18 protein-coding genes are annotated in these 22,523 nt (G+C 69.2%); 7 read left to right on the top strand and 11 right to left on the bottom strand.

Features of this window, described 5'->3' with window-relative positions; all coding sequences use genetic code 11:
* Positions 1-60: 60 nt before the first annotated feature.
* The 7 genes from AB0E63_RS13990 to AB0E63_RS14020 form a co-directional block, all read right to left on the bottom strand.
* On the bottom strand, positions 61-840 hold the full coding sequence (locus tag AB0E63_RS13990; protein WP_360365255.1) for an alpha/beta hydrolase: 780 nt from the start codon (positions 838-840) through the stop codon (positions 61-63).
* On the bottom strand, positions 837-1,556 hold the full coding sequence (locus AB0E63_RS13995) for an alpha/beta hydrolase (RefSeq protein WP_360365257.1): 720 nt from the start codon (positions 1,554-1,556) through the stop codon (positions 837-839). Before AB0E63_RS13995 ends, AB0E63_RS13990 begins: the two co-directional genes overlap by 4 nt.
* A 126-nt stretch (positions 1,557-1,682) precedes the next feature.
* The gene (locus AB0E63_RS14000) at positions 1,683-4,280 is read right to left on the bottom strand and encodes an AAA family ATPase (RefSeq protein ID WP_360365259.1); all 2,598 of its coding nucleotides are present in this window, start codon (positions 4,278-4,280) and stop codon (positions 1,683-1,685) included.
* Positions 4,281-4,296: 16 nt separating this feature from the next.
* The gene (locus AB0E63_RS14005) at positions 4,297-5,547 is read right to left on the bottom strand and encodes an ArgE/DapE family deacylase (RefSeq protein ID WP_360365261.1); all 1,251 of its coding nucleotides are present in this window, start codon (positions 5,545-5,547) and stop codon (positions 4,297-4,299) included.
* Positions 5,548-5,554: 7 nt separating this feature from the next.
* Positions 5,555-6,427: an aminoglycoside phosphotransferase family protein gene (locus tag AB0E63_RS14010; protein WP_360365263.1), complete on the bottom strand. Its 873-nt coding sequence runs from the start codon at positions 6,425-6,427 to the stop codon at positions 5,555-5,557.
* Positions 6,424-7,713, bottom strand: coding sequence for an aspartate--tRNA(Asn) ligase (aspS, locus tag AB0E63_RS14015; RefSeq protein WP_360365265.1), 1,290 nt, complete (start codon positions 7,711-7,713; stop codon positions 6,424-6,426). The genes AB0E63_RS14010 and aspS overlap by 4 nt, the downstream gene beginning before the upstream one ends.
* A 257-nt stretch (positions 7,714-7,970) precedes the next feature.
* A complete protein-coding gene (locus tag AB0E63_RS14020; RefSeq protein WP_360365267.1) occupies positions 7,971-10,235 on the bottom strand; it encodes a sigma-70 family RNA polymerase sigma factor in 2,265 nt (754 codons plus the stop codon).
* Positions 10,236-10,507: 272 nt separating this feature from the next.
* Here AB0E63_RS14020 and AB0E63_RS14025 point away from each other — a divergent pair, with 272 nt between their 5' ends.
* The 5 genes from AB0E63_RS14025 (at position 10,508) to rsrA (ending at position 13,964) form a co-directional block, all read left to right on the top strand.
* On the top strand, positions 10,508-11,335 hold the full coding sequence (locus AB0E63_RS14025) for a hypothetical protein (protein ID WP_360365269.1): 828 nt from the start codon (positions 10,508-10,510) through the stop codon (positions 11,333-11,335).
* A gap of 118 nt (positions 11,336-11,453) precedes the next feature.
* Positions 11,454-12,254, top strand: a complete 801-nt coding sequence (locus tag AB0E63_RS14030; RefSeq protein ID WP_360365271.1) for an SOS response-associated peptidase — start codon at positions 11,454-11,456, stop codon at positions 12,252-12,254.
* Positions 12,255-12,293: 39 nt separating this feature from the next.
* A complete protein-coding gene (locus AB0E63_RS14035) occupies positions 12,294-12,935 on the top strand; it encodes an alpha/beta family hydrolase (protein ID WP_360365273.1) in 642 nt (213 codons plus the stop codon).
* A 127-nt stretch (positions 12,936-13,062) separates the two neighbouring features.
* Positions 13,063-13,692, top strand: a complete 630-nt coding sequence (locus tag AB0E63_RS14040; RefSeq protein ID WP_360365275.1) for a sigma-70 family RNA polymerase sigma factor — start codon at positions 13,063-13,065, stop codon at positions 13,690-13,692.
* Entirely contained in the window at positions 13,689-13,964 is a 276-nt protein-coding gene (gene rsrA / locus AB0E63_RS14045; protein WP_360365277.1) for a mycothiol system anti-sigma-R factor, read from the top strand. Before AB0E63_RS14040 ends, rsrA begins: the two co-directional genes overlap by 4 nt.
* Positions 13,965-13,967: 3 nt before the next feature.
* Here the strand turns inward: rsrA and AB0E63_RS14050 are convergent, their stop codons facing one another.
* Positions 13,968-16,499 carry a helix-turn-helix domain-containing protein gene (locus tag AB0E63_RS14050; protein WP_360365279.1) on the bottom strand — a complete coding sequence of 844 codons (2,532 nt, stop codon included), beginning with the start codon at positions 16,497-16,499 and terminating at the stop codon, positions 13,968-13,970.
* Positions 16,500-17,173: 674 nt separating this feature from the next.
* Between AB0E63_RS14050 and AB0E63_RS14055 the strand changes: the two genes are divergently transcribed.
* Together AB0E63_RS14055 and AB0E63_RS14060 are read left to right on the top strand one after the other, a co-directional pair.
* Positions 17,174-18,526 (top strand): HD-GYP domain-containing protein, encoded by a 1,353-nt coding sequence (locus AB0E63_RS14055; RefSeq protein WP_360365281.1) that lies wholly within the window; start codon positions 17,174-17,176, stop codon positions 18,524-18,526.
* Positions 18,526-19,800: an HD domain-containing phosphohydrolase gene (locus AB0E63_RS14060; protein WP_360365283.1), complete on the top strand. Its 1,275-nt coding sequence runs from the start codon at positions 18,526-18,528 to the stop codon at positions 19,798-19,800. Before AB0E63_RS14055 ends, AB0E63_RS14060 begins: the two co-directional genes overlap by 1 nt.
* On the opposite strand, the gene AB0E63_RS14065 is transcribed toward AB0E63_RS14060, so the two are convergent.
* From AB0E63_RS14065 to AB0E63_RS14075, 3 genes are all read right to left on the bottom strand, one after another.
* Positions 19,762-20,388, bottom strand: coding sequence for a DUF5317 domain-containing protein (locus AB0E63_RS14065; RefSeq protein ID WP_360365285.1), 627 nt, complete (start codon positions 20,386-20,388; stop codon positions 19,762-19,764). The two genes, AB0E63_RS14060 and AB0E63_RS14065, sit on opposite strands and share 39 nt — an antisense overlap.
* Before the next feature lie 126 nt (positions 20,389-20,514).
* The gene (mctP, locus tag AB0E63_RS14070) at positions 20,515-22,170 is read right to left on the bottom strand and encodes a monocarboxylate uptake permease MctP (protein ID WP_360365287.1); all 1,656 of its coding nucleotides are present in this window, start codon (positions 22,168-22,170) and stop codon (positions 20,515-20,517) included.
* Positions 22,167-22,448: a DUF3311 domain-containing protein gene (locus tag AB0E63_RS14075; protein WP_360365289.1), complete on the bottom strand. Its 282-nt coding sequence runs from the start codon at positions 22,446-22,448 to the stop codon at positions 22,167-22,169. Before AB0E63_RS14075 ends, mctP begins: the two co-directional genes overlap by 4 nt.
* Between the last annotated feature and the right edge of the window lie 75 nt (positions 22,449-22,523).

Below are 22,523 nucleotides of genomic sequence, written 5' to 3' on the forward strand. Positions count from 1 at the left end.
TGCCACCCGCCTGAGCGGGCGTCGGCGGGGCGGGGGGGTGCGGCCCGGCCGACGTGGGGTTCAGCGGGCGGCTTGTTCGATCAGCGTGGCCACTGCCTTCGGGTGGGACAGGGCTACCAGGTGGGAGGCACCGGAGATCTCGACCGTGGTGGCGTGCGCGCGGTCGGCCATGAAGCGCTCGGCGGCCGGGGCGATGGCATGGTCTCCGGTCGGGATCACGGCGTACTTCGGGAGTCCGGCCGGGGCTGTCTTCGCGATCGGCTCCTCGAAGACCGCCGCGTTGACCGGGCGCTGGGACGCGCCGAGTACGGCGGCCTGCCGGGCGGGCAGGTCGGCGGCGAAGACCTGCCGGAACGACTCCGGCTTCATCACGAGGTCGACGCCACCGGGATAGCTGATCGCGTTGGTGGTGTCCGGTCCGATCTCGCTGCCCGGGTACTTCGAGTTCAGTGCGCCGAGCGTTTCACCGGCCTGCGGGATGAACGCCGCCACGTACACGAGCGACTTGACCCCGCTGGTCCCGGCGAGCTGGCTGACCAGCGCACCGCCGTACGAGTGACCGACGAGGACCTTCGGGCCTGGGATGCCGTTCAGGACACCGGTCAGGTACGCCGTGTCGGTCGCGATCCCGCGGAGCGGTACGGCGGGGGCGACGACCTGGTATCCGTCCCGCTGGAGCCGGCTGGTCACCTCGGACCAGCTGGCTCCGTCGGCGAACGCGCCGTGCAGGAGGACGATGGTCGGCTTCTGCTCGTGCTCGGTCTGAGCGGTCGCGGTGGTCGCGCCCGTCAGCAGGAGTGCAGCTGCGGCGACGAGAGCGCCGAGGCGGCGGAGCTTCATCGAGTCGCACCTGCCTCGACTGCGCTCGCGATGAAGTCGGCGACGGCCTTGGGCTGGGAGACGGCGACCGCGTGCGAGCCGTCGACCTCGATCGTGGTGGCCTTCGCCCGGGCGGCCATCGTGCGCTGGCCCTCGGGGTGGATCGCCTCGTCGCCGGTGGCGACCAGGTCGTAGACGGGCAGTCGCTTCCAGCTCGCCGTACCGGCCTTCTCGTCGAACGCCGCGGCGGCGATCGGTCGCTGCGTCCGGCGCAGGATCTCCGCGTCCTCGACGTCGGCGGCGAACAGGGCGCGGAACTTGTCCAGTGCGATGCTGAGGTACGTCTCCTCGCCACCGTCGCCGGTCGGCAGGGTGTGCGGCACCAGGCCGGAGGCGAAGTCGTTGGCGGGGAAGCTGCCGAGCAGATCCTGCAGGCTCTCGCCCTCGTCGGGGAGGAAGGCGGCGACGTACACCAGCGCGCTCACGTTGTCGGCCTGGTTCGCGGCGGCGGTGATCACGGCACCGCCGTACGAGTGCCCGACCAGGACGACCGGGCCGTCGATCTCGCGGACCTGGGCGGCGACCCGGCTGCCGTCGAGGGCGGCGCCGCGCAGCTCGTTGGCGACGGCGATGGCGGGGATACCGCGGTTGGTCAGCTCGGCGATCACTCCGGCCCAGCTCGAGTTCTCCGCGAACGCACCGTGCACCAGAACGACGGTGGGGGTCTTCTCACTCATCTTTCTCGATCTCCTTCAGTTGGCTTGCTAGAAGGAAACCGCTTCGGCCCGATCCGCCGGATCGACCGAACACCCGAACTTGTCACGGTGCTTTCGAGCCGCCGGGTGCGGTGGTGCACCCAAATCTCATGCGTTCGGGGGAGAGGCGAAGCGCTCCAGCACCAGGCGGGTGAGCTGCACCCGCGAGTTCACCCCGAGCTTGCCGAACGCGGACCGCAGGTGAGTGCCGACCGTACTCGCGGAGACGACGAGCTCCTCGGCCGCCGAGCGGTTCGTGTGCCCCTCCGCGACCAGCAGCGCGACTCGGCGCTCCATCGGCGTGAGCGCCTCCCAGCCGTCCTGGGCTCGCGGTGGTACGGCGGCCCAGCGGCGTCGTCGTACGCCGTTCGCCTGGAGCACGGCCTGGATCCGGCCGGCGGGCGCCGTCGCGCCGAGTGCCGTCAGGGAATCGAGCGCGTGTTCCAGGGTGGCGATGCCGGTCGTGCGATCGCCGGACTCCAGCTCCGACCGGCCGTAGACCTCCTCGGCTCGCGCAAGCAGCAGCGGTCGGTGCGCTGTGCGGAGCAGCTCGGTCGCTGCGGCCAGGAGCTTCAGATCGTTGCCCGCAGCCACCAGATCCGAGGCTCCACGGAACGCGGCCGACGGACTGGCCGCCACCTGCTCTGCCAGCAGGTCCGCGGCCTGGGCTTGGACGAGTACGTCGATCCGCGCCGGGAAGTCCTGCGGTACGTCGCTTAGCCGCCCGCCGGCCTTGGTGTCGCCGTCGGCGATGGCAAGCAGCGCATTGATCGTCGGATCGTGGCCCGCGAGCTCCCGTGCCTGAGCGAGCCGGCCGCGGATGAGGGCGATCAGCGCGAGCACCTGATGCGCCACCGGCGCCAACGTGTTGTCGTGGAACTGGCTCATCCAGCGCAGTCCAGTACTGGCGGCGTTCTCGGCCTCCTGCAGATTCCCCGCGGCGTACTCCAGCCGAGCCGCGAGCACCGCCAGCAGTGGCGCAGCGAACGAGTCACCACCGGTCAGCAGCTCGCGCGCCCGCTGCAGCGACTGCGGCAACTCGTCGGTCTCCGCCCGGCAGTAGAGCTCGCCCACCTCGACCAGCGTCGCCGGCAGGCTGCCCAGACCCGGTGTCACCTGCCGCGCGGCGACGTACAGATCGCGGGCCTCCGCGTACTTGCCCGCCGCTCGCGCGCGTTCTGCCGCGGCCACCTGCAGTACCGCACGCGCTATCGGGTCGGCGGGTGTGCCCGCAGGCTCCACGCCGGCCAGTGCGCGGTAGGCCGCCAGGCGTTCGGCCAGGTGTGGTGCGGCTCCAGGGACGGCGAGGTCGGTCGGGTCCAGTTGCGCGATGGACCACTGGCGGGGCGCGAGGTGGAGGCGGACGACGGCCCGCAGGTCCGCTGTGATCGGTCCGAGGTAGAGGGCGGTCCCGCTGAGCAGGTCGTCGGCGAAGGCCTTGGCCCGGTCGTACTGCCAGGCCTTGAGGAGGATGCTGACCACCTCCTCGCCGACCTCCGCTCGCAGCGGATCGTCGACCGGCGTGAGGCCGAACGCCTCCTGGATGACTTCGGCGGCCGTGGTCGACATGGTCGCGAGGAGATCGCGGGCCGCCTCGCGCAGGGTGGTGATGGCTGCCGTGTCACCCGGTTGCGCCACTGCCAGGACGTGCGGTGCAGCCGCAGCCGCCCCTCGACCCTTGGACAGGAGCTGGTCGGCGATGGCGCCGTGCAGGGCGCGCTGGGCCGACGGCGGTACGTCGGCCAGCGCGGCTGACCGCAGTAGCTCGTGGCGGAACCGCAGTACGGCGCCGGCGTCGGTCAGCAGTGCGGCCTGGATCGCTTCGTCGAGTGGTTCGGCCAGTCTGGCGACGGGCTCGTTCATCAGTACGGCGACGTCCTCCAGGCGGAACTCGCTGCCGAAGACTGCCGCCGTCCGGACCAGGGTGCGGCTGACCTCGGACAGCCCGCCCGTACGACGCCGTACGCCTTCCACCAGGCCGGTCGGCAGCGGACCGGTCTCGTGGGAGCCGCTGCCGAGGTACAGCCCCGCGATGAGCTGCTCGGCGAGGAACGGGATGCCCTGGACGCCGGCCAGCTGCGCGGCGAGCGCGGAGTCGACCGGACGGGCCAGCAGATCCGTGGCGATGTCCTGGATGGCGTCAGCGGAGAGCGGAGCGAGGTCGATGGCATGGACGGGGACCTGTGTCCGGACGGCATCGGTCAGCTGGTCGGTCACCCCGCCAGGAGCCGGCCGGGTCGCGACAAGCCAGAGCAGCTTGGAGTTGGCCAGACGGGCGACGACAACGCGCAGAACGAAGGCGGTGAGCGGGTCGGACCACTGGGCGTCGTCCAGCACGATCAGCGCGGGGACGCCGTCGAGGCGGCGGCCGACGAGGTCGGCGAGGCGTTCGGCCAGCCAGAGCGGCTGGGAGTTGAGCGCGGCTAGCTCCAGGAAGTGCTCTGTGTCGATCAGGGGGTGCCGGCCGGCGCGGAGGGCTGGTGCGAGGGAAGCGAGCGGGCTGATGTTGTCGGCCTGGTGTGCTGCCGCCGTGGCGATCAGGAAGCCGTGGCGTTCGGCCTGCTCGACGGCAGCGGCGAGCAAGGCGGACTTGCCGATGCCCGGCTCACCGCTGACAACGGCCAGTGCGGCGGTCCCGTCGGCGGCCGCCCGCAGCGCTTCCAGCAGCCGCCCGAGCTCGCTGGAACGTCCCCGCAACGGCGCCATGGTGGATTTGTATCACTCAGAGGCAGCGACGGACGGCCAGCAGGGCGTACGTACGGGCGGCGTGCAGAACCTCGGCGAGGACGACGTGTTCGTCCGTGGCGTGGGCGTAACGGACATCACCGGGGCCGTACTGCAACGTAGGGATGCCGGCGGCGGCGTACAGCCGGAGGTCCGACCCGTACGGCGCTCCCTTGACGTCAGGTGTCGGAGCACCCGCGTCAGTCGCGGCCGCCAAGGTTTGTGCGAGCAACGGATCGCCATCGGGCAACAGCCCGGACGCGAACTCACCACCCGGCCAGGTCACCGCGACCGGGTGGTCGCGAAGCCAGTCGTCCTTCGCGCAGGCATCGGCGATCGCGGACTCGAAAGCTGCTCGCGCGTCGGCGAGCGGTTCCCCGAGGCGCACGCCGTACCTGCCCTCGGCGATCAACAGGTCAGGCACAGTGCTGGCCCAGTCGCCGGCTTGCACGGTGCCGACAGACAGCGGGTTGGGCAGATCGAGATGGGTCAGCAAAGGATGAGGATCGCGGTTTCGAGACGCCTCGAGGGACTGCAGCGCCTCCTGGATCAGCACGAATTTCTCGATCGCGCTCACCCCACGACTCCGCGTCGAGCCGTGCGTCGCCAGTCCCGGCACCTCCAGCCGGAACGTCAGCGAGCCGGAGTTGGCCGGGATCGCGCACCTCGCGGTCGGCTCGGCGATCAGGCACGCGTCACCGCCATGCCCGCGGCGCAACGTCGCGAACGCCCCGACGCCACCGTCCTCCTCGCCGACCACCGTGTGTACCGCCAGCGGCTTCCGCAGTTGGATGCCTGCGGCAACGATCGCCGCCACCGCGCCGAGGATCGCCGCGACGCCACCCTTCATGTCACACGTGCCGCGTCCCCACATCACCCCGTCCTCGACCCGCGCCGAGAACGGATCGCCGTCGGGCCACACTCCACCCGGCGGCACCACATCCACATGCCCGTTGAGGATCAGCCCCGGCGTCCCGTCCCCTCCGAGCACGCCGACACAACCCGAGATCTCGTCCCGCGCGACCTCCATCCCGGGGAACTCCGGGTCAGCCGCCAGCGTAGGAATGTCGACCCGCCAGTTGTCGACAATCAGACCAAGCGCCGACAGCCGCTCCGCACACCACGCCTGTACGTCGCTCTCCGCGGCCGTCCCGTCGACACTCGGAATCCGCACCAACTCCCTCAGCTCCTCGACGATCCGCTCGTCGTCCACCGCCGCGAGAACCGCCCGCTCCACCTCACTCAGCATGCGCACATCATGCATCGAGCAGTTCGAGCACTCGGCGGGCCCCGTGCAGGATCAGGACCGGCGAGCCCTTCGAGCGAGTGTGGACGAACTCCGCGATACTCACGTAGGCCGCCGCCGCGCACACCGCGACCGCGGCCCGGCCACCCGCCCGCAGCGCGGCCTCCAGGAACACCTCGTCGATCCCGTCCGGTGCACCGTCCCGCGCCGCCGAGGTCGCCAGCGAGACCAGGTCGTACGCGCGCGACCCACCGCCGGCCGCCTCGATGTCGATGATCCCGGCGATCCGCCCATTGTCGACAATCAGGTTGCCGACATTGAGATCCCCGTGCACGAGATCGTCGCTCGGCAGCGCGTGACCACGGTACGGCCGGCACAGCGCGTCGTACCGCTCGAGCAGGTCGGTCTCCTCGCCGCCATAATCGCGGACCCGCGCCCACACCCCGTCCCAGCCGTCGAAGACGACCCCGGCGGCCCACGCCGACCAGTTCGTCTCGTCCTCCGGGACGAGGTCCCGCTGCGTCTCGCAGATCCCGATCAGCTCGCGGGCGAGGTGCTCGTCGACCGCGGACCCGTCGCGGACCGCGCTGCCGGGGACGAAGTCCTGCAGCTGGTACGGCGATCCGGCTGCGGTCGTCCCGACCGCGAGCCACTCCGGCGTGGGGTAGCCGACGACCCGGGCCCGGCGGACCAGCTCGGCCGCCCGCCGGACCCGCGGGGCCCAGCCCGGGTTGTCGCTCCACTTGAGGACAACCCGGGCCGCGCCGTCGGTGAGCTCGTACGCACTGGACTGGAAACCACCGGCCAGCTCCCGCACCAGCCGATATTCGGTGCCTAAGGCAACGTTCAGCTCGGCGACAACCGACGCGGTGGTGTCCGTCACGGCGTCAGGCGGTGCAGGTCGCGGGGGAACAGCGTGACCTCGCGGACGTTCTCGGCCTTGGTCAACCGCGCCACGAACCGTTCGAGCCCGATCGCGAACCCGCCGTGCGGCGGCATCCCGTGCTTGAACGCCTGCAGGTACGAGCTGTACGCCGGAGCGTCCGGCGATTCACCTCGCGCCTCCAACGCCGCGACATAGTCACTGCAGCGGTGCAGACGTTGCCCACCCGTGACGAGCTCCATGCCGCGGAACAGCAGGTCGAACGAGTTCGACCAGCGCGGGTCCGACGGCTGCGGATGCGTGTAGAACGGCCGCTTCACCATCGGATATCCCTCGACCGCGACGAAGTCGCTGCCGTGCTCGCGCAGCGCCCACTCGCCGATCGCCCGCTCGTCGGCCGGCGCCAGGTCGGGCTCGTCCGGGTTCGCACCGGCGATCTTCAGCGCCTCGCTGAAGTGCACGACCGGTACGTCGACCGGGATCTCGGGCAACTCCACCCCAAGCCGCTCCAGCGCGCCACCGGCCCGTTCGCCGACCGCGGCCAGCATCCCGGCGATGGTCGACCGCAGGACCACGAGTACGTCGCGATGGTCCTGGATGAACCCGAACTCCGCGTCCAGCGAGACGTACTCGGCCAGGTGCCGGACTGTGTCGTGCGGCTCGGCCCGGAACACCGGACCGACCTCGAAGACCCGCTCGAACACCCCGACCATCGTCTGCTTGTAGAACTGCGGCGACTGCGCCAGGTACGCCGGGCCACCGAAGTAGTCCAGCGCGAACACGTTGGCTCCCGACTCCGTCGCCGTACCGACGATCTTCGGCGTCTGGATCTCGGTGAAGCCCTGACCGTCCACAGCAGAACGGAACCCGTGCAGGGCGGCCGCGGCGATCTCCCACCCGGCTCGCACAGCCGGATGCCGCAAGGCGACCGGCGCGTTGTCCAGTACGACGGGCAGCCCGGCGCCGACCGTGGGTCGCCAGAGCTCGATCGGCGGAGTCGCGGCCGGCTCGGTCAGCGGCTCGATCACCGGGTCGACGATCTCCGCACCACCGGGAGCCTGCGGGTTGGCGGCGACCGTACCGGTCACCTGGACCACGGTCTCCTCACCGAGCTCGTGCAGCTGTGCTTGGGTTTCCGGCTGCTTGACCACAATCTGGCTCAGGCCGGACCGGTCGCGCAGGATCAGGAAACTGACGGCGGCGAGCCGTCGTCTTCGGTGCACCCAGCCGGCCACCGTGACGGTTCGGCCTACTGCTGAGGGGATCTCATGGTTGAGAATGCGCATCGCTGTTTTCACCTCCAGGTTGTCTCTCGTACCCCGGAGGTGTGGGCGAAGGGGATCTCGCGGTGCCACCACACCTTCACCGGATCGGGCGCGTGCCCAGGTCCGGCCTCTTGCCATGCATTCGCTCGGGAGTGTCTTCGCGACCGCTCCACGTGCCGCCTTCACAGCAACCGGCGACTCTCTCGGACGTGGCGTACGGCGCTACTCGGTTCCGTCAGCGCGAACAATTCCAGAATAGAGCAGCCGGCAACCGGGTTTTACCGGCGGGAGTCCGACGGCGGGATCTGCACGGAGTCGGTGTCCTCCCGGCCGCCGACCTGGGCGTGCACGGTGATCTGGTTGTTCGTCCCGGTGCCGGGCAACCACGCGGTCCACTCGGAGTCGAACGGTTTGCGGTAGTTGTCCGTCCAGCAGGTCGCCCGCCGGACGTCGGTCGACCGCGAGCAGGTCCACCCCTTGTCCAGCGCGGACAGGAAGGACAGGTTGCGACCCCACGAGATGTCCAGCGTCACGCGCTGGTTCGACACTCCGTTGACCTTCAGGAACCGGTTGTAGACGAACGGGTTCGGATCGGTCTGCGGGGTCGGCGTGATGATCTGCAGCAGCGACTCGTCCTGCTGGATCCCCGGCAGCACCTCGGAGTCGGTGTCGCTCACCAGCCCGGCCGTCGCGGCCACCGTGAAGGTCCTGGCCGCGGCCGAGCCGTCGGATGGTACGGCGAAGTCGGCCGGAAGCGGAGCCGGTCGCGTCGGGGTCAGCGCCGTACAGGTCTTGGTTTTGGCCGAGCATTTCCAGCCGGCCGGGTTCGCGGCGATCGGCCACTCCAGCGCCGAGCCGTAGCTGATCTTCAGCGTGACACTGGTCCGGTCCGTGCCGGGGGCAACGGTCAGGATGCGGTGGTGGACGTCAGGGTCGGCCTTGCCGTCGAGGATCTTCAGCAGGTTCTCGTCGGTCCGCGGGGGAACGGTCAGCGTCTCCGAGTCGTCGTCGTACAGCCGGCCGGTCTTGGCCGAGACGGTGAAGGTGCGGTCGGCCGCCGATCCACCGGCCGGGGTGTCGAACGTCACCGGCATCGGCGCGGGCGCCGCCGGGTTGTTCGCCGTACAGGTGCTGGCTGCCTTGTTACAGGTCCAGCCGCTCGGGTTGCCGGTCAGCGGCCACCCCAGCGCGGCACCGAACTTGAACCCGATCGTGACCGGGTCGGCGTTGCCGTCCGGGACCTTGATCGTGAGGACGAAGCGCATCCCCGCCGCGGCCTCCGAGCCGCCGGCCCGGTCGCTCGGGGCGCCGCCGCCGCTCGGCATGGTGATCGTCAGCAGGCCCTCGTCCAGGATCGGTGTCGTCGGCAACGGCGGGGTCGGCTCCGTCGGTGTCGGGGTCGAGGTCGGTTCGGTCGTCGGGGTCGGCGTCGTCGGCGTCGTCGGCTCGGTCGACGGCGCAGTGGTGGGCGCAGTGGTCGGAGCGGTCGTCGGCTGCGTGGACGGCGGTTTGACCGTCGGCGGCTTGACCGGCGGCACCGTCGGCGGCTGTGTCGGTTGTTGGCCCGGCGGCTGCGTCGGCTGTTGCGCCGGGGGTTTGTTGATCGCCGCCGGGGGAGTGTCGTTGCCGGTCAGCGCCATCGCCGCCAGGACGGCGGCAACCGCGACGACCACGACCGCTCCCGCGCCGATCGCCGACCGGGTGCTGTTCTCGGTGACCTTCTTCCAGCCGGTGGCGACGAATCCGACCAGGCCAACCTTCGCGCCGGACGCGGCGGCCAGGTAGCCGAGGCCCGCGGTGCCCAGCAGGGCCGGAGCGAGCAGCGCCGGCAGCGCACTGTTGACCTCGACGAGCTCGAGGTAGACCGCGGTGCACTTCGCGCAGTCGTCCAGGTGCTCACGAACGTTGCGGTTCTCGCGCTTGGTCAGTCCGCCGCGGACATAGGCGCCGAGGCGCTCGGTCGTCCAGCGGCAGCGGTCCCCGGCGACATCGGCCAGATGCTGCTGCAGGTACGCCTGCCGCAGACCCTCGCGGGCGCGGTAGGCCAGCGCGGACACGCCGTTCGCGGTCAGGCCGAGCAGGGGAGCGATCGCGGCCGGTTTCTCACCCTCGACCTCGGTGTGCCAAAGGACGGCCTGCCAGCGCTCGGGCAGGCTCGCGAACGCCTTGGCCGCCGCGCCGCTCTCGAACCCGGTCACGGTCGGGTCGTCGAAGGTCTCCGGCTCCCGCTCGTACGCCGCGATGTCGTCGGTGGCCGTCACCTTCCGACCGGACCGGATCCGGTCGACGTGCACCCGCCGTATCGTCGTCAGCAGGTACGCGCGGAAGGAGATGTCCGGACCGCCGCCGGCGCGGAGTGCGTCCAGCACCTTGGCGAACGCGTCACTGGCCAGGTCGTCGGCGTCGTTGGCCGGGACCAGCTGACGGGCCATCCGCTCGGCCGCGTGGTGATGGCGGCCGAAGAGCTCGCCGTACGCCTCGAGGTCGCCGTTGCGGACGCGCGCGATCAATTCGGCGTCGCTCGGCCCTTCCGGCGTCTCCATCTGTCTCCCCGTGTGTCCCGACTGCGGCCCGTGGCCGACCCTGTCACGGTCCGTCACATAGTTGCCGAGGACAAGGCTCCCACGTGGGACGGCTCCGCGCACCATTCCTGACGCGGAACTGTGCTCCTTTCCTGACGAGAAGACCAGCCCGGAAGTTACGCGAAAAAAGTTCTGCGAATCCGCGTCATGAACTGCGTCACGGCCTGTCTCACCTCCGAACGACGCTTCCGGCCGACCGGTCGGGAGACTGACGGGGCTATTCGAGGAGGGCCATGTCGCTGTTCGCGGATCTCCGCCGACGGCTCGACCTGCGTCCAGCCAAGTCCCTGAACCTGGCGGGGTCGCCCGCCCGGACCCGGCCGGAGGCGTCGTCTTCCCACCTTGATTCAACAGAGCAACCGTGCGGACGGAGGGAGCCGCACGGCACAGCTGGTCTCGACCACAGCGCCTATCTCGCGATTGCCGAGGCGCTGCGGGACGGGGCCGATGTCGTGCCTGCATCGGACGAGGTCGGACGCCGGCTGGCGGCCGACGGAGTCTCACTGGTGGAGGCACTTGATGGGCTGAGTGCGTTGTACCGCGCGATCGCCGGGGGCGAGCCGGCTTTCGAGGCGGTACGCGCACTCAGTTCCAGCTGGGCCGAGGCCTCCCTGGTCTACCTGCACTCGCTGTCCTGCGAGGACCCGCTGACCGGGCTGTCCAGCCTGGCGCACCTGCGATCCCGGCTCGGCGAGCTCTATCGAGAGGCGGAGTTCCGTGGCACTTCCGTACCGCAGACCCACGCATTGGTGGTTGTCGAGCCGCTCAATCCCCCGGGGACGACGCCGTTCGACCGCGAGCTCCGGCTGGTCGACGTGGCGGAGTGCCTGCGGATCGTCTTCTGCGGCGGTGACGTACTGGGCCGCGTCGGCTCACGCCGCGCGGCGGCGCTCGTCGGCCGCGAGCCGAACCTGCCGGAGCAGGTCGCGACGGTACGAGCGCTGATCACCCAGTGGCGGCTGGACACCGACGTACCCCAGCTGGCCCGGATCTGGATCGAAGGCCTGCCCTCGACCGACGCGATGGCCGGGAGGGTTCTCGACGAGCTGGCCAGACCTTAGGACCTGCGTCCGGACGCCAACAGGGGGGTGCCCGGACGCATCAGCAGGCGGCGGATCGCCTATCACGGGGTAGGCGATCCGTCGCCGCTTGTCCGTCGTCCGCTCTAGTCTGGGTGGCATGTGCGGTAGGTATGCATCCAGCCGGGACCCGTCGGACCTCGTCGTGGAGTTCGAGATCGAGGCGGGCAACGTCCGCGAGTCCGTCGAGGAACTACCGGACAACTACAACGTCGCGCCGACCGATCAGGTCATCGCCGTGGTCGAGCGGAAGAACCGCGAGGTCCCCGACGAGACGATCCGCAAGCTGACCACGGTCAAGTGGGGGCTGGTCCCGTCGTGGGCCAAGGACACCTCGATCGGGAACCGGCTGATCAACGCGCGGATGGAGACGGTCGCGGAGAAGCCGGCCTTCAAGAAGGCTTTCGCCGCCCGGCGCTGCATCCTGCCGGCCGACGGCTACTTCGAGTGGTACACGGCCGAGGAGAAGGTGAACGGCAAGCCGGTCAAGCAGCCGTATTTCATCCATCCGGCCGACGGCAGCGTCCTGGCGATGGCCGGGCTGTACGAGATCTGGCGCGATAAGTCGGTCGAGGACCCGGACAAGGACGAGGCCTGGCTGTGGACCTGCACCGTCCTGACCACCACGGCCACCGACGACCTCGGCCGCATCCATGACCGGATGCCGCTCCTGGTCGAGCGCGAGCGGTACGACGCCTGGCTCGACCCGCTGTCGTCGGATCCTGACGATCTGCTCGAGCTGTTGGTCCCCGCAGCGCCCGGCCGCTTGGAGGCGTACGCCGTCTCGAAGGCCGTCAGCTCCGTGAAGAACAACGGCCCCCACCTCCTCGACCCACTACCGCCCGACGGCGTGGACCCGATCGACAAACCACCCACTCCCGAGGAGACCACCCTCTTCTGACCGTTTCGCGCCCACCTCTTTACCTGTCCGGATGACAGGATGGGGCGGGTGACCGACGAACGGATTGTGGGGACGCCGCACGGTGAGGCCCGGATCGTGGCGCATCGGGCCCGGCGGCCGGTGGCGACGCTGGCCCTCGGTCACGGCGCCGGGGCCGGGATCGAGTCCGGTGACCTGGTCGCGCTGGCCGCCCGGCTGCCGAAGCAGGACATCAACGTGTTCCTGATCGAGCAACCCTGGCGCCGCGCCGGGAAGAAGCTCGCGCCGGCTCCGAAGATCCTCGACGAGGCCTGGATCGCGATCATCGGCCAGCTGCGGGTCCGCACGCCACTGGTGATCGGTGGCCGCAGTGCGGGCGCCCGGGTGGCCTGCCGGACCGCGAGCAGCCTGGGGGCGTCCGGCGTACTCGCGTTGTCGTTCCCGCTGCACGCGCCGGGCAAGCCGGACAAGTCGCGCGTGGGGGAGTTGCAGGCGGCCGGGCTGCCGACCCTGGTGGTCCAGGGGGAGCGGGATCCGTTCGGGACGCCCGAGGAGTTCCCGCCGCTCACCGAGATGGCCGTCGTACCGGACGGCGACCACTCCTTCAAGGTGCCGAAGCGCGCGGAGCTGGATCAGCAGGAGACCTACGACCTGCTGGTCGAAGCTGTGTTCGAATGGGTCAGCCGCGAGGTGTCCGGATAGTGGTCAGCCGCTGAACCCGTCCGTGAGCGGGAATGGCCCGGTCGCGGGGCGTGTTGTGACGAACATGATGGCGATGAGTGAGGCTCCGGCGAGGACAGCTGGGAAGACCCCGGTATTCTCGATCACGATGCCGACTCCCACCACCACCGAGACACCCGAGCAGCGGACCGCGCGCTTCGAGCGCGAGGCGCTGCCGTTCCTGGACCAGATGTACGCCGCGGCGATGCGGATGACCCGTAATCCGTCAGACGCCGAAGACCTGGTGCAGGACACCTTCGCGAAGGCGTACAGCTCGTTCCACCAGTTCACGCCGGGCACCAACCTGAAGGCGTGGCTGTACCGGATCCTGACGAACACGTTCATCAACGGATACCGCAAGCGGCAGCGCCAGCCGACGCAGTCACCGACCGAGGAGATCGAGGACTGGCAGCTCACCGCCGCCGAGTCACACACTCCCGGCGGCCTGAAGTCGGCCGAGGCGGTCGCCCTCGAGCACCTGCCCGATTCCGACATCAAGGAAGCCCTCCAGTCCATCCCGGAGGACTTCCGCCTGGCCGTCTACCTGGCCGATGTCGAGGGCTTTGCGTACAAGGAGATCGCCGACATCATGGGCACGCCGGTCGGCACCGTGATGTCGCGGCTGCACCGGGGCCGGCGCCAGCTGCGTGAGCTGCTGGGCGACTACGCCCGGGATCGTGGCCTGATCCCCACGTCGGACGAGAGTGCCGACGCGATCGCGGAGAAGGAGGAGTCGTGAGCTGCGGCGAGCACCATGACGTCGACTGCAGCGAGATCCTGCAGCGGGTCTACGTCTTCATCGACAACGAACTCGAAGACGCCACTACGGACGAGATCCGGCAGCACCTCGAAGAGTGCGCCCCCTGCCTGGACCAATACGATCTGGAACGCTGCGTCAAGAAGCTGGTCCACCGCTCCTGCGGTTCCGACCACGCCCCCGACGCGCTCCGCCAGAAAATCCTCCTACGCCTGACCCAAATCCAGGTGGAAACCACCATCACCACCGACTGACTTCTAGCTGGTCGTCGTCGAATTCGTGGTCCGGGCGATCCGCCCGGTGACCTGCGAGTCGTCAAAGCTGTAGGTGTACTTCTGGCCCTGTTCGACGACCTCGAGCAGGTCCACGGCCGCCGCCTCGAAATGTGGTGAGATGCCCTGCAGGACGGCGACCGCGGACCGCAGGTACTGGGCCGCGGCGGCCGAATCGCCGGCCGCGGCGCTGACTTTGCCGTGTTCGAGCAGGAAGCATCCTTCGCGCAGCCGATTTCCGAGCAGGCGCACCAATTGGATGCCTTCTTCGATGCATTCGTGCGCTTTGCGGTAATGCCCCTGACTCGCGTACACGGCGGCCAGACATTGCCAGCCTTGCGATTGCAGATCGTCGTTGCGTGACCGCTTTCCTGCCTCGATGCTGTGGTGCAACGGCTCGATCGCGTCCTGGGAACGACCGACGAGCAGATGCGAGAAGCCGATGTTGAGGTATCTCTTGCCGACCGACCGAAGGTCGGCCGACCGCTCCGCGAGCGCGATCCCGTGCCGGAAGGCCTCGTCCGCGAGCGCGTAGTCGCCGTTGCGGTCGTACAGGCCTCCGAGAGCGACGTACGAGACCCCCTCGACGGTCGGCTCGCCGAGCTCCTGGCTGAGCCGCAGTGCTTCGGTGCCGAACTCGAGCGCTTCGGCGACTCGATCCAGCCGGCCGAGCACGTGCGTCGCCGAGGTTGCCGCGCGTGCCTGACCAGGTCGGTCCCCGAGCGCCCGGAACATCCCGAGGGCCTTGAGCAGATGGTCGGCGCCGACCTCGAGGCTTCCGTTCTCCACTTCGGGAATGCCGCTGTCGTGCTCCAGCCAGGCGGCCACCGTCCGCAGGCCGAGCCGGCCGGCGAGGTCGGCCGCGCCAAGCCCCATCTCGCGCATCTCCACCCACCGCGATCGGGACTCGTGGAAACCGAACAGCGACAGGACGAGCTCTGGGAACAACGCCGATCCGGACAGCGACGAGGCGGTCGCCTGGGTGTAGCGATCCATCAGATTTCGCTGCTCGGCGTCGAGCCAGCTCAGCGCGGACTCCGCGTCCGTGATCACCGGAGGCGGCGTGAAGGTGACCGTCGCCAGCGCGAGCCGCGGGCTGGCCGGGTGTGTCTTCGCCTGGCACGCCCAAGCGAAGCCGATGTAGAAGCGCAGGACGCGTTCCAGGCCGGCGTCGCGATCAGCGGGGGTCAGGGAGAGGTCAGCCTGTTCGCGGGCGTACGCGCGGATGAGGTCGTGGAAGCGGTATCGCTCGGGGGCGACGGACTCGAGCAGGTTGAGGTCGACGAGGCGTTCGAGGATCGCGTCGGCCCGGCGGACCGGAAGGCCGAGCAGGTGGGCGGCCACAACGGTGAGCAGATCGGATCCGTCGGGAACACTGAGCAACGGCAGGGCCCGCGCGGCCTCGCGATCCAGCTCGCGATCACTCGACTCCAGGAAACGCACGGAGCTCGCGATGTTGGAGCGTACGCCGGAATCGTCCGAGCCGAGGCTGTCGAGCCGGCGCCCCTCGTCGTGGAGGAGATCGACGAGATGCTGAATCGGCCACGACGGGCGGGCCGCGAGCCGGCCACCGATCAGTCGCACGGCCAACGGCAGGCGACCGGTGAAGGAGGCAAGGATCTCGGCAGCGTCCGGCTCGGCGGCGACCCGGGACTGACCGATGACCCCGGTGAGCAGCTCGACCGACTCCGACGCCGACAGGGTGTCGAGACGGATCTGGCGTGCGCCGGCCAGCGTCGCCAGCGAACCGCGGCTGGTGATGATCGCCGCCGACCCCGGGCTTCCGGGGAGCAACGGCAGCACGTGCGCGACGTCGGCGGCGTTGTCGAGGAGCATCAGCACCCGGCGGCCGGCGAGCTGGGATCGCAGCAAGGCGGCGGTTTCCTCGACGCCGTCGGGGATCAGCTGAGCGTCGAGACCGAGCGAGCGGAGCAACTGGCGCAACGCGTCGCCGGTCGTCATCGGCTTGCCCGGGCCATAGCCACGGAGGTTGAGATAGAGATGGCCGTCGGGGTAGCTGTCGGCCAGCTTGTGCGCGGCCTGCACGGCGAGTGCCGTCTTGCCGATGCCGCCCATGCCGGTCACGGTGACCAGGCCGACGGCGTCGTTCGTCGTCACGCCGGCGGGAACGCGCAGCACCGAGAGAATTGCCTCGATCTGAGCAATTCTGCCGGTGAAGTCCGGGACGGCCGGAGGTAGTTGCCATGGCATCGGCATCGCGTCGCTCGCGGGCGTCGCATCCGGGGCCGACGGGAGCGCCCGGGGCTTGCGGCTCTTGCCGCGGGCAACGGCCAGGAACTCCTCGGCCTCGACCGTGCTCAGGCCGAGGGCAGCGGTCAGTGACCGGATGGTGTCCATCCGCGGCCGGCTCCGGGTGCCGCGCTCGAGCACACTGATCGCCTGCTCGCTCAGCCCCGCCTTTTCGGCCAGGGCCGCTTGGGTGAGCCCGGTCTTGGCCCGGAACCCGCGCAGCAGTTCGCTCAAGCTCGCGGTGGACAGCCCACCCACCTCCCTCACTCGTAGGACCCCACCCGGCTACGGTCGGTGCGGGACATCGGGCCTAACTGTAGGAGGATCCACCGACCGGCCGCAGAGGTTGTCCACACCGGCTGTGATCGGCACCGCACTGCAGCGGTTCAGGGGCGGACGTCTGGACCGGTTCAGCTGACCGGCATCGACGGTGACCGCGAGGATCGGCCCGAATACCCAACACTTGTTTGAAACTAGCATTCAGTATGCGGTCGAAGACTCTCCGAATACGAGACCTCAGGTAAAGCTGGTCTGCTGCCAGATGTGACCAAATTGCAAAGACCCCGGCTTTTGCCGGGGTCCTCGCTTTGCGTAGTCGCCTGCCGTCAGGCGTTCGGGCGCTTACCGTGGTTTGCGCCCTTCTTCTTGCGTGCGCGGCGCTTGCGGCCGGTCTTGCCCATTCCTAAGCCTCCTTGAAACAACTGCAAAGAGTCACAGTCTCTCATACCATGCCCAGCACTTCGCGTCGTGCGGCGGGTCACGGTCTGGCTTACAGTGTTTCGCGGCGCGCCTGATAAGGCAAAATCATGACGAGTCAGCGATGTGCTGTCTGCCCCCCTGTTCCTTGACCACACCAGGGAACAAGACCGCGACCGCTGATCGGAGGTGACCTGACGTGTTCGGTAGTGACGGTTGGGAGTGGTGAAGGTTAGAGTTCACGGGTGAACAGCCGCTGGCCGCTCCGTCTGACGGTGGCGATCAGCACAGCTGTCGCCACGCTGGTGCTCGCCGTGGCGTTGTTCAAAACCAGGCTCGACGTGCCGACCGTGGCACTGGGTCTGTTGTTGCTGGTGGGTGTACTGCTTCGTTCCAAGGTCGGACCTGTGAAGGCCGTCCTCGACCACGTGGTCTGTATCGCCCTCCTCCTGTTGTCCGGGCCTGCGGCAACGGTCGTTGTCGCCATTCTGCTTCCCCTGACCCAAGACCGTCGCGTGCCGTTGATGCGACGGGTTTTCAACGGCGCACAGGCGGTTCTGTGCGCTGCTGCTGCCGGCCTCGTGTACGTCCATACCGGCGGTGTTCGTGGTGACGCCGTGTTGGACGCGCCGGGACAGGCAACGGTTTCCGGGTTCGCGGCCATTGTGACCTGGCTCTCGGTGAACGCCGCCCTGATGTGTCTGGTGCTGTGGCTCGATCGTGGTGGCACGCCGCCGCTGACCTTCCTGCGGAAGGCGGCTGCGCCCACCGTGATCCCGATGACCGGCTACGGGCTGCTCGGCGTTCTGCTCGCCGTGGTCTGGATCGGTGGTCTGGGCATCGTCGCGGTGTTCCTGGTCGTCGTACCGCTGGTGGTCGCCCGCTGGGCTCTATCGCTGTACGAAGCGGAACGCGACGCTCAGGCAGCGACCATGCGTGCTTTCATCGAGGTCATCGAGACCAAGGACCTGTACACCCGCGGTCACTCGGAGCGGGTGAGTGCGGGCGTGGGCATGCTCGGGCGTCACATCCGCCTCAACGACGACCGCCAGCTCGCCCTGGAGCATGCCGGACTGCTGCACGACGTCGGGAAGGTCGGAGTGCCGACCAGAATCATCCAGAAGCCCGGCCGGCTCGACGACTCCGAGATGGATGCGATCCGGCTGCACCCGGCCAGAGGTGTCGAGCTGATCGGGAACATCCCGTTCCTGGAAGAAGTGAAGTCCGCGGTTCTGCACCATCACGAGAAGTACGACGGCACCGGCTACCCGGCCGGCCTGGCCGGTGAGAACATCCCGTACTTCGCCCGGATCATCGGCATCGTGGACGCCTTCGACTGTCTCACCTCGACTCGCTCCTACCGGCCTGCCCGCGGTGTCGAGGAGACCCTGCAGATCCTGTTGCAGGACCGCTACACCCACTTCGACCCGCGGCTCGTCGACGCGTTCGTCGAGGTGATCCGCAAGCACGGCTGGAAGGCGGCCGCGGCCGATCAGCCGGCTCCCGACGGCAGCGTGCGCGCCACGATCGATCACGACGACCTCAGCCTCGGCAGCGCCGGCGGCGCGTCCGGTTCGGCCGCCGGACCGGACGCCTGATGGTCAGCCTGGAAGCATCCGATGAGCGGCGGATGGGCAGCGGCATCGTTGTCGTGGTCGCCGGCGGGGTGCTGGGGCTCGTGGCGGTCGCCATCACGGTCCGCCGCGGCGTCACGGAGTGGCCGTACGCGCTGACCTTCGGCCTCCTGGTCGCGATTGGCGAAATGATCCAGTTCCGGGTGGATCGGAGCCGGAACCGCGCCCCGATCGCCACCAGTGCCGCCCTGGGGTACGCGCTGCTGCGGCCGCCGGAGGTCGGGATTCCTCCCGATGTCGCCCAAGTCATCGCGGTCACCGGCCTGGCCACGCTGGCCGGGGTGCTGCCGCGGATGCTGGCTGGGTTGCGGTGGGATCTAGTGGTGTCGTCGCGGCGCGTGCTCTCGGTGGCGGGAGCGGCCGCGGTGTTCGCGGCGGTGACGCCGTCCGACCTCTACTGGGACACTTCGTGGGGCGCGGCCATCTCGCTGACCGGTGCGATGCTCCTCGCGGTCCTCACGGCGATGGGATTGGACGCGCTGATCGGGGCGGGGCAGGCGACCGAGAGGTTCAACCAGCCGTTCCCGGCCGCACTGCGGGACGAGACCGCCATCGCTGCGCGGATCGGGATGGCCATGGCGATCAGCGGGATCCTGCTGGCCATCGGTACGTCGCTGCTCGGCCTCTGGGGACCACCACTCGTCGTCGTACCGCTGTTCCTGACGCAGTTCGCCTTCAGGCGCTTCGCGTCGGCGCAACGGACGTATCGGACCACGGTGCGCTCGATGTCTCGCAGCACGGAGATCGCCGGCTTCAGCAGCCCGGGGCAGAACGCGCGGACCGCCCAGCTGGCGGTGGCGTTGGGATACGACCTGGGGTTGACCCTGGCGCGCATGGAGGCGTTGGAGTACGCCGCCTTGCTGTCCGGCGTCGGCCAGTTGGCCTTGGCGGATCCGAGTCCGGGTGGCGCTTCGCTCTTGCGGACCCGGGAGGAGCGGCAACGGGCGGCAGCGATCGGGGCTTCGGTGATCGAGCGGTCGGGCGTGCTGGACCACGTCGCGGAGATCGTCCGCCACTCCAACGATCCCTACCGGCACGGCCGGGCGAACAACGCCGACATCCCGGTGGAGAGCGGAATCGTTAACGTTGCCCTGGCCTACGAACAGCTGGTCGGCGAGGGGAACGGACAGTCGCCGGCCAAGGCGATGGAGTCGATCGGCCTCGGGATCGGCGCGGAGTACGACCCGGTCGTGGTCGAGTCACTCCGCCGGGTGATCGGCCGCGGCTTCCGCTTCTGAGGACAACCGCAACAACGCCGGAGTGCCGGCACAGGGCTCGAGCTCGTCCCACATCGGCGCAATCTCTACCGGGACCCGGCCAGATCCGCCCATTCCGGCGTACAGGAGCAATGCGGCCCCGGCCGCGATCAGTACGTCGCCAGGGCTGACAGCTTGTCCGAAGCCCGGCAGAGCCACCGGTACGACGTCTCCCAGCCAAGGCAGCCGGGTCGTCGCGTCGGCCAGTTCGTGGCGCGGATCGCTGACCACGGCGTCCCCAACGCCCGCGCGGATCAGCGCATCGACCGCCACCGGCATGGCGCCGTTCACCGCGACCACAAGCGCGTTGCTGAAGAATCCGAGGGCCAGCAGCCCGACGCCTGGGTGACGGAGGTTCAGCCGGAGGAACACGGCGATACAGACGGCCGAGCCGATCAGCCCGACCGGGTACGCCGTACCGCCGAAGAGGGAACCGAGGAGCTGGCCGATCGCGGCCGCTGCCAGCCAGTGCACGCCGGCCAGCGAGTTGCCGGCCAGCCGTCCGAACCGTCCACCGGTCGCGAGTGCCGCGGCGGCGGCGAGCACCATGACGAGGAGGACCAGCAGCACCCTGGCGATTCTGCCGCGCCGGCGGCCCGAATCCGGGCAAGCTGACCCCGCAGCGTGTCGACTTGGCGGCAAAAGGTGACGGCGGCCCTTCACCAGGAAGGACCGCCATCAGCTGTGCGGCGACGACTACGACTTGGCCGGGGCCGCACCGCCCTCGTCGAGGAGCTCGGGCAGGTCCTTCACGCCCGGATCGCCCTGGTCGGCGACGTAGTCCGTCGAGTGCGTGGTGTCCACTCCGTCCGGCACCTTGAGCGCCCGGAACACCACCGTCAGCACGATCACCACGATCAGGTTGAGCCCGAACGCGGTCAGCGCGATGTAGACCGGCGTATCGGTGAACGGGATGTTCGCCAGCGAGCCGCCGAAGTGTTTCTTCGTCGCCGGGTTGACCACGTTGTAGGCCTGGACGGTGCCGAACACCATCGCCACCGCCCAGCCGGCCAGCAGCGCCCAGCGGTGGAACCACCGGGTGTAGAGGCCGACCACGATCGCCGGGAAGGTCTGCAGGATCCAGATCCCGCCCAGCAGCTGGAAGTTCAGGGCGAGCGTCTTGTCCAGCGTGAGCACGAACGCCAGCGCGCCCAGCTTCACCGCCAGCGACGCCAGCTTGGAGACCTTCGCCTCCTGCGCCGGGGTGGCGTCGCGTTTGATGAAGTCGCGGTAGATGTTGCGGGTGAACAGGTTCGCCGCCGCGATCGACATGATTGCCGCCGGCACCAGTGCACCGACCGCGATCGCCGCGAAGGCGATGCCCGCGAACCAGGAGGGGAACTCCTGGTCGAACAGCCGCGGGATCGCCAGCTGTGGGTTCGTGATCCCGTCCAGGCCCTTCGTGTTCACGTTCGCCTTGATCGCCATGAAGCCGAGCAACGCGAGCAGGCCGAGCAGCAGCGAGTACGCCGGCAGGATCGCGGCGTTCCGCCGGACGATGTTGCGGTTCTTGGTCGACAGCACCGCGGTCACCGAGTGCGGGTACATGAACAGCGCCATCGCGGATCCGAGCGCCAGCGTCCAGTACGACGAGAAGCCCGCCGCACCGGGGATGAACGCGCCGACCGGCTTGCCGGTGGCCGGGTTGGTCTTGGTCAGCTTCTCCTCGGCGGCACCGAAGATCGCGTCCCACCCGCCGAGCACGTGCGGCAGGTAGAAGATCGCCACCGCGATCACCAGGTAGATCAGGCCGTCCTTGACGAACGCGATCATCGCCGGCGCCCGCAGACCCGACGAGTAGGTGTACGCCGCCAGCACCGCGAACGCGATCAGCAGCGGGATGTCCTTGGCCAGCACGTTGTCGCCGCCGAGACCCATCGTCTCGAACACGGCCTGCATACCGACCAGCTGCAGGGCGATGTACGGCATCGTCGCCAGGATGCCGGTGACCGCGACGGCCAGTGACAGCGCGCGGCTGCCGTACCGGCCGCCGACGAAGTCCGCCGGGGTCACGTAGCCGTTGCGGTGCGAGACCGACCACAGCCGGGACATGAAGATGAAGATGATCGGGTAGACCACGATCGTGTACGGCACCGCGAAGAAGCCGCTGATCGCGCCGGTCGCGTACATCGCGGCCGGGACGGCGATGAAGGTGTAGGCGGTGTAGAGGTCGCCACCGAGCAGGAACCAGGTGATGAAGGTTCCGAACCCACGACCGCCCAGACCCCATTCGTCCAGGCTCTCCATCGAGCCGGAGTTGCGCCAGCGCGCGGCCATGAAGCCCATCGCGGTGACGGCGCCGAAGATGACGACGACGATGATGAGCTGGACCCAGTCGACAGAGGTGTTCACCGGCCCGCCTCCTTCGCCGCGCCCGGGTTGTCAGGGTCACCAAGCCCCTGCTCCGCCCGCCGCTTGCGTTCCTCCCGGCTCACCAGCCGGTAGCAGACACTCACCAGCGCCGCCGAGATGAAGACCCACAGCAGCTGGTACCAGTAGAAGAACGGGAAGCCCCACAGTCGGGGCGCGTCCTTGGCGTAGGTGGAAACCAGGAGCGGTACGACGATCGCGACCGCCAGCAGGACGCCGGAGATCCAGTACGCGGGTCTGACCGCGGACAATCGGGACACTGCAAACCTCCTCGGGACGTAGCAGGCGCAACGGAGCACGCTACCGTTCGTACCCACACGGGACTAGATCTTCAG

Origin of the sequence: Kribbella sp. NPDC026596, assembly GCF_040638415.1 — a bacterium.
Taxonomy (GTDB): domain Bacteria; phylum Actinomycetota; class Actinomycetes; order Propionibacteriales; family Kribbellaceae; genus Kribbella.

Coding starts and splice junctions, on each gene's coding strand:
- AB0E63_RS14060 (WP_360365283.1), top strand. CDS start 18,526: ATGGTCAGCCTGGAAGCATCCGATGAGCGGCGGATGGGCAGCGGCATC.
- AB0E63_RS14040 (WP_360365275.1), top strand. CDS start 13,063: ATGCCGACTCCCACCACCACCGAGACACCCGAGCAGCGGACCGCGCGC.
- AB0E63_RS14020 (WP_360365267.1), bottom strand. CDS start 10,235: ATGGAGACGCCGGAAGGGCCGAGCGACGCCGAATTGATCGCGCGCGTC.
- AB0E63_RS13990 (WP_360365255.1), bottom strand. CDS start 840: ATGAAGCTCCGCCGCCTCGGCGCTCTCGTCGCCGCAGCTGCACTCCTG.
- AB0E63_RS14005 (WP_360365261.1), bottom strand. CDS start 5,547: ATGCTGAGTGAGGTGGAGCGGGCGGTTCTCGCGGCGGTGGACGACGAG.
- AB0E63_RS14000 (WP_360365259.1), bottom strand. CDS start 4,280: ATGGCGCCGTTGCGGGGACGTTCCAGCGAGCTCGGGCGGCTGCTGGAA.
- AB0E63_RS14035 (WP_360365273.1), top strand. CDS start 12,294: ATGGGGCGGGTGACCGACGAACGGATTGTGGGGACGCCGCACGGTGAG.
- AB0E63_RS14030 (WP_360365271.1), top strand. CDS start 11,454: ATGTGCGGTAGGTATGCATCCAGCCGGGACCCGTCGGACCTCGTCGTG.
- aspS (WP_360365265.1), bottom strand. CDS start 7,713: ATGCGCATTCTCAACCATGAGATCCCCTCAGCAGTAGGCCGAACCGTC.
- AB0E63_RS14025 (WP_360365269.1), top strand. CDS start 10,508: ATGTCGCTGTTCGCGGATCTCCGCCGACGGCTCGACCTGCGTCCAGCC.
- AB0E63_RS13995 (WP_360365257.1), bottom strand. CDS start 1,556: ATGAGTGAGAAGACCCCCACCGTCGTTCTGGTGCACGGTGCGTTCGCG.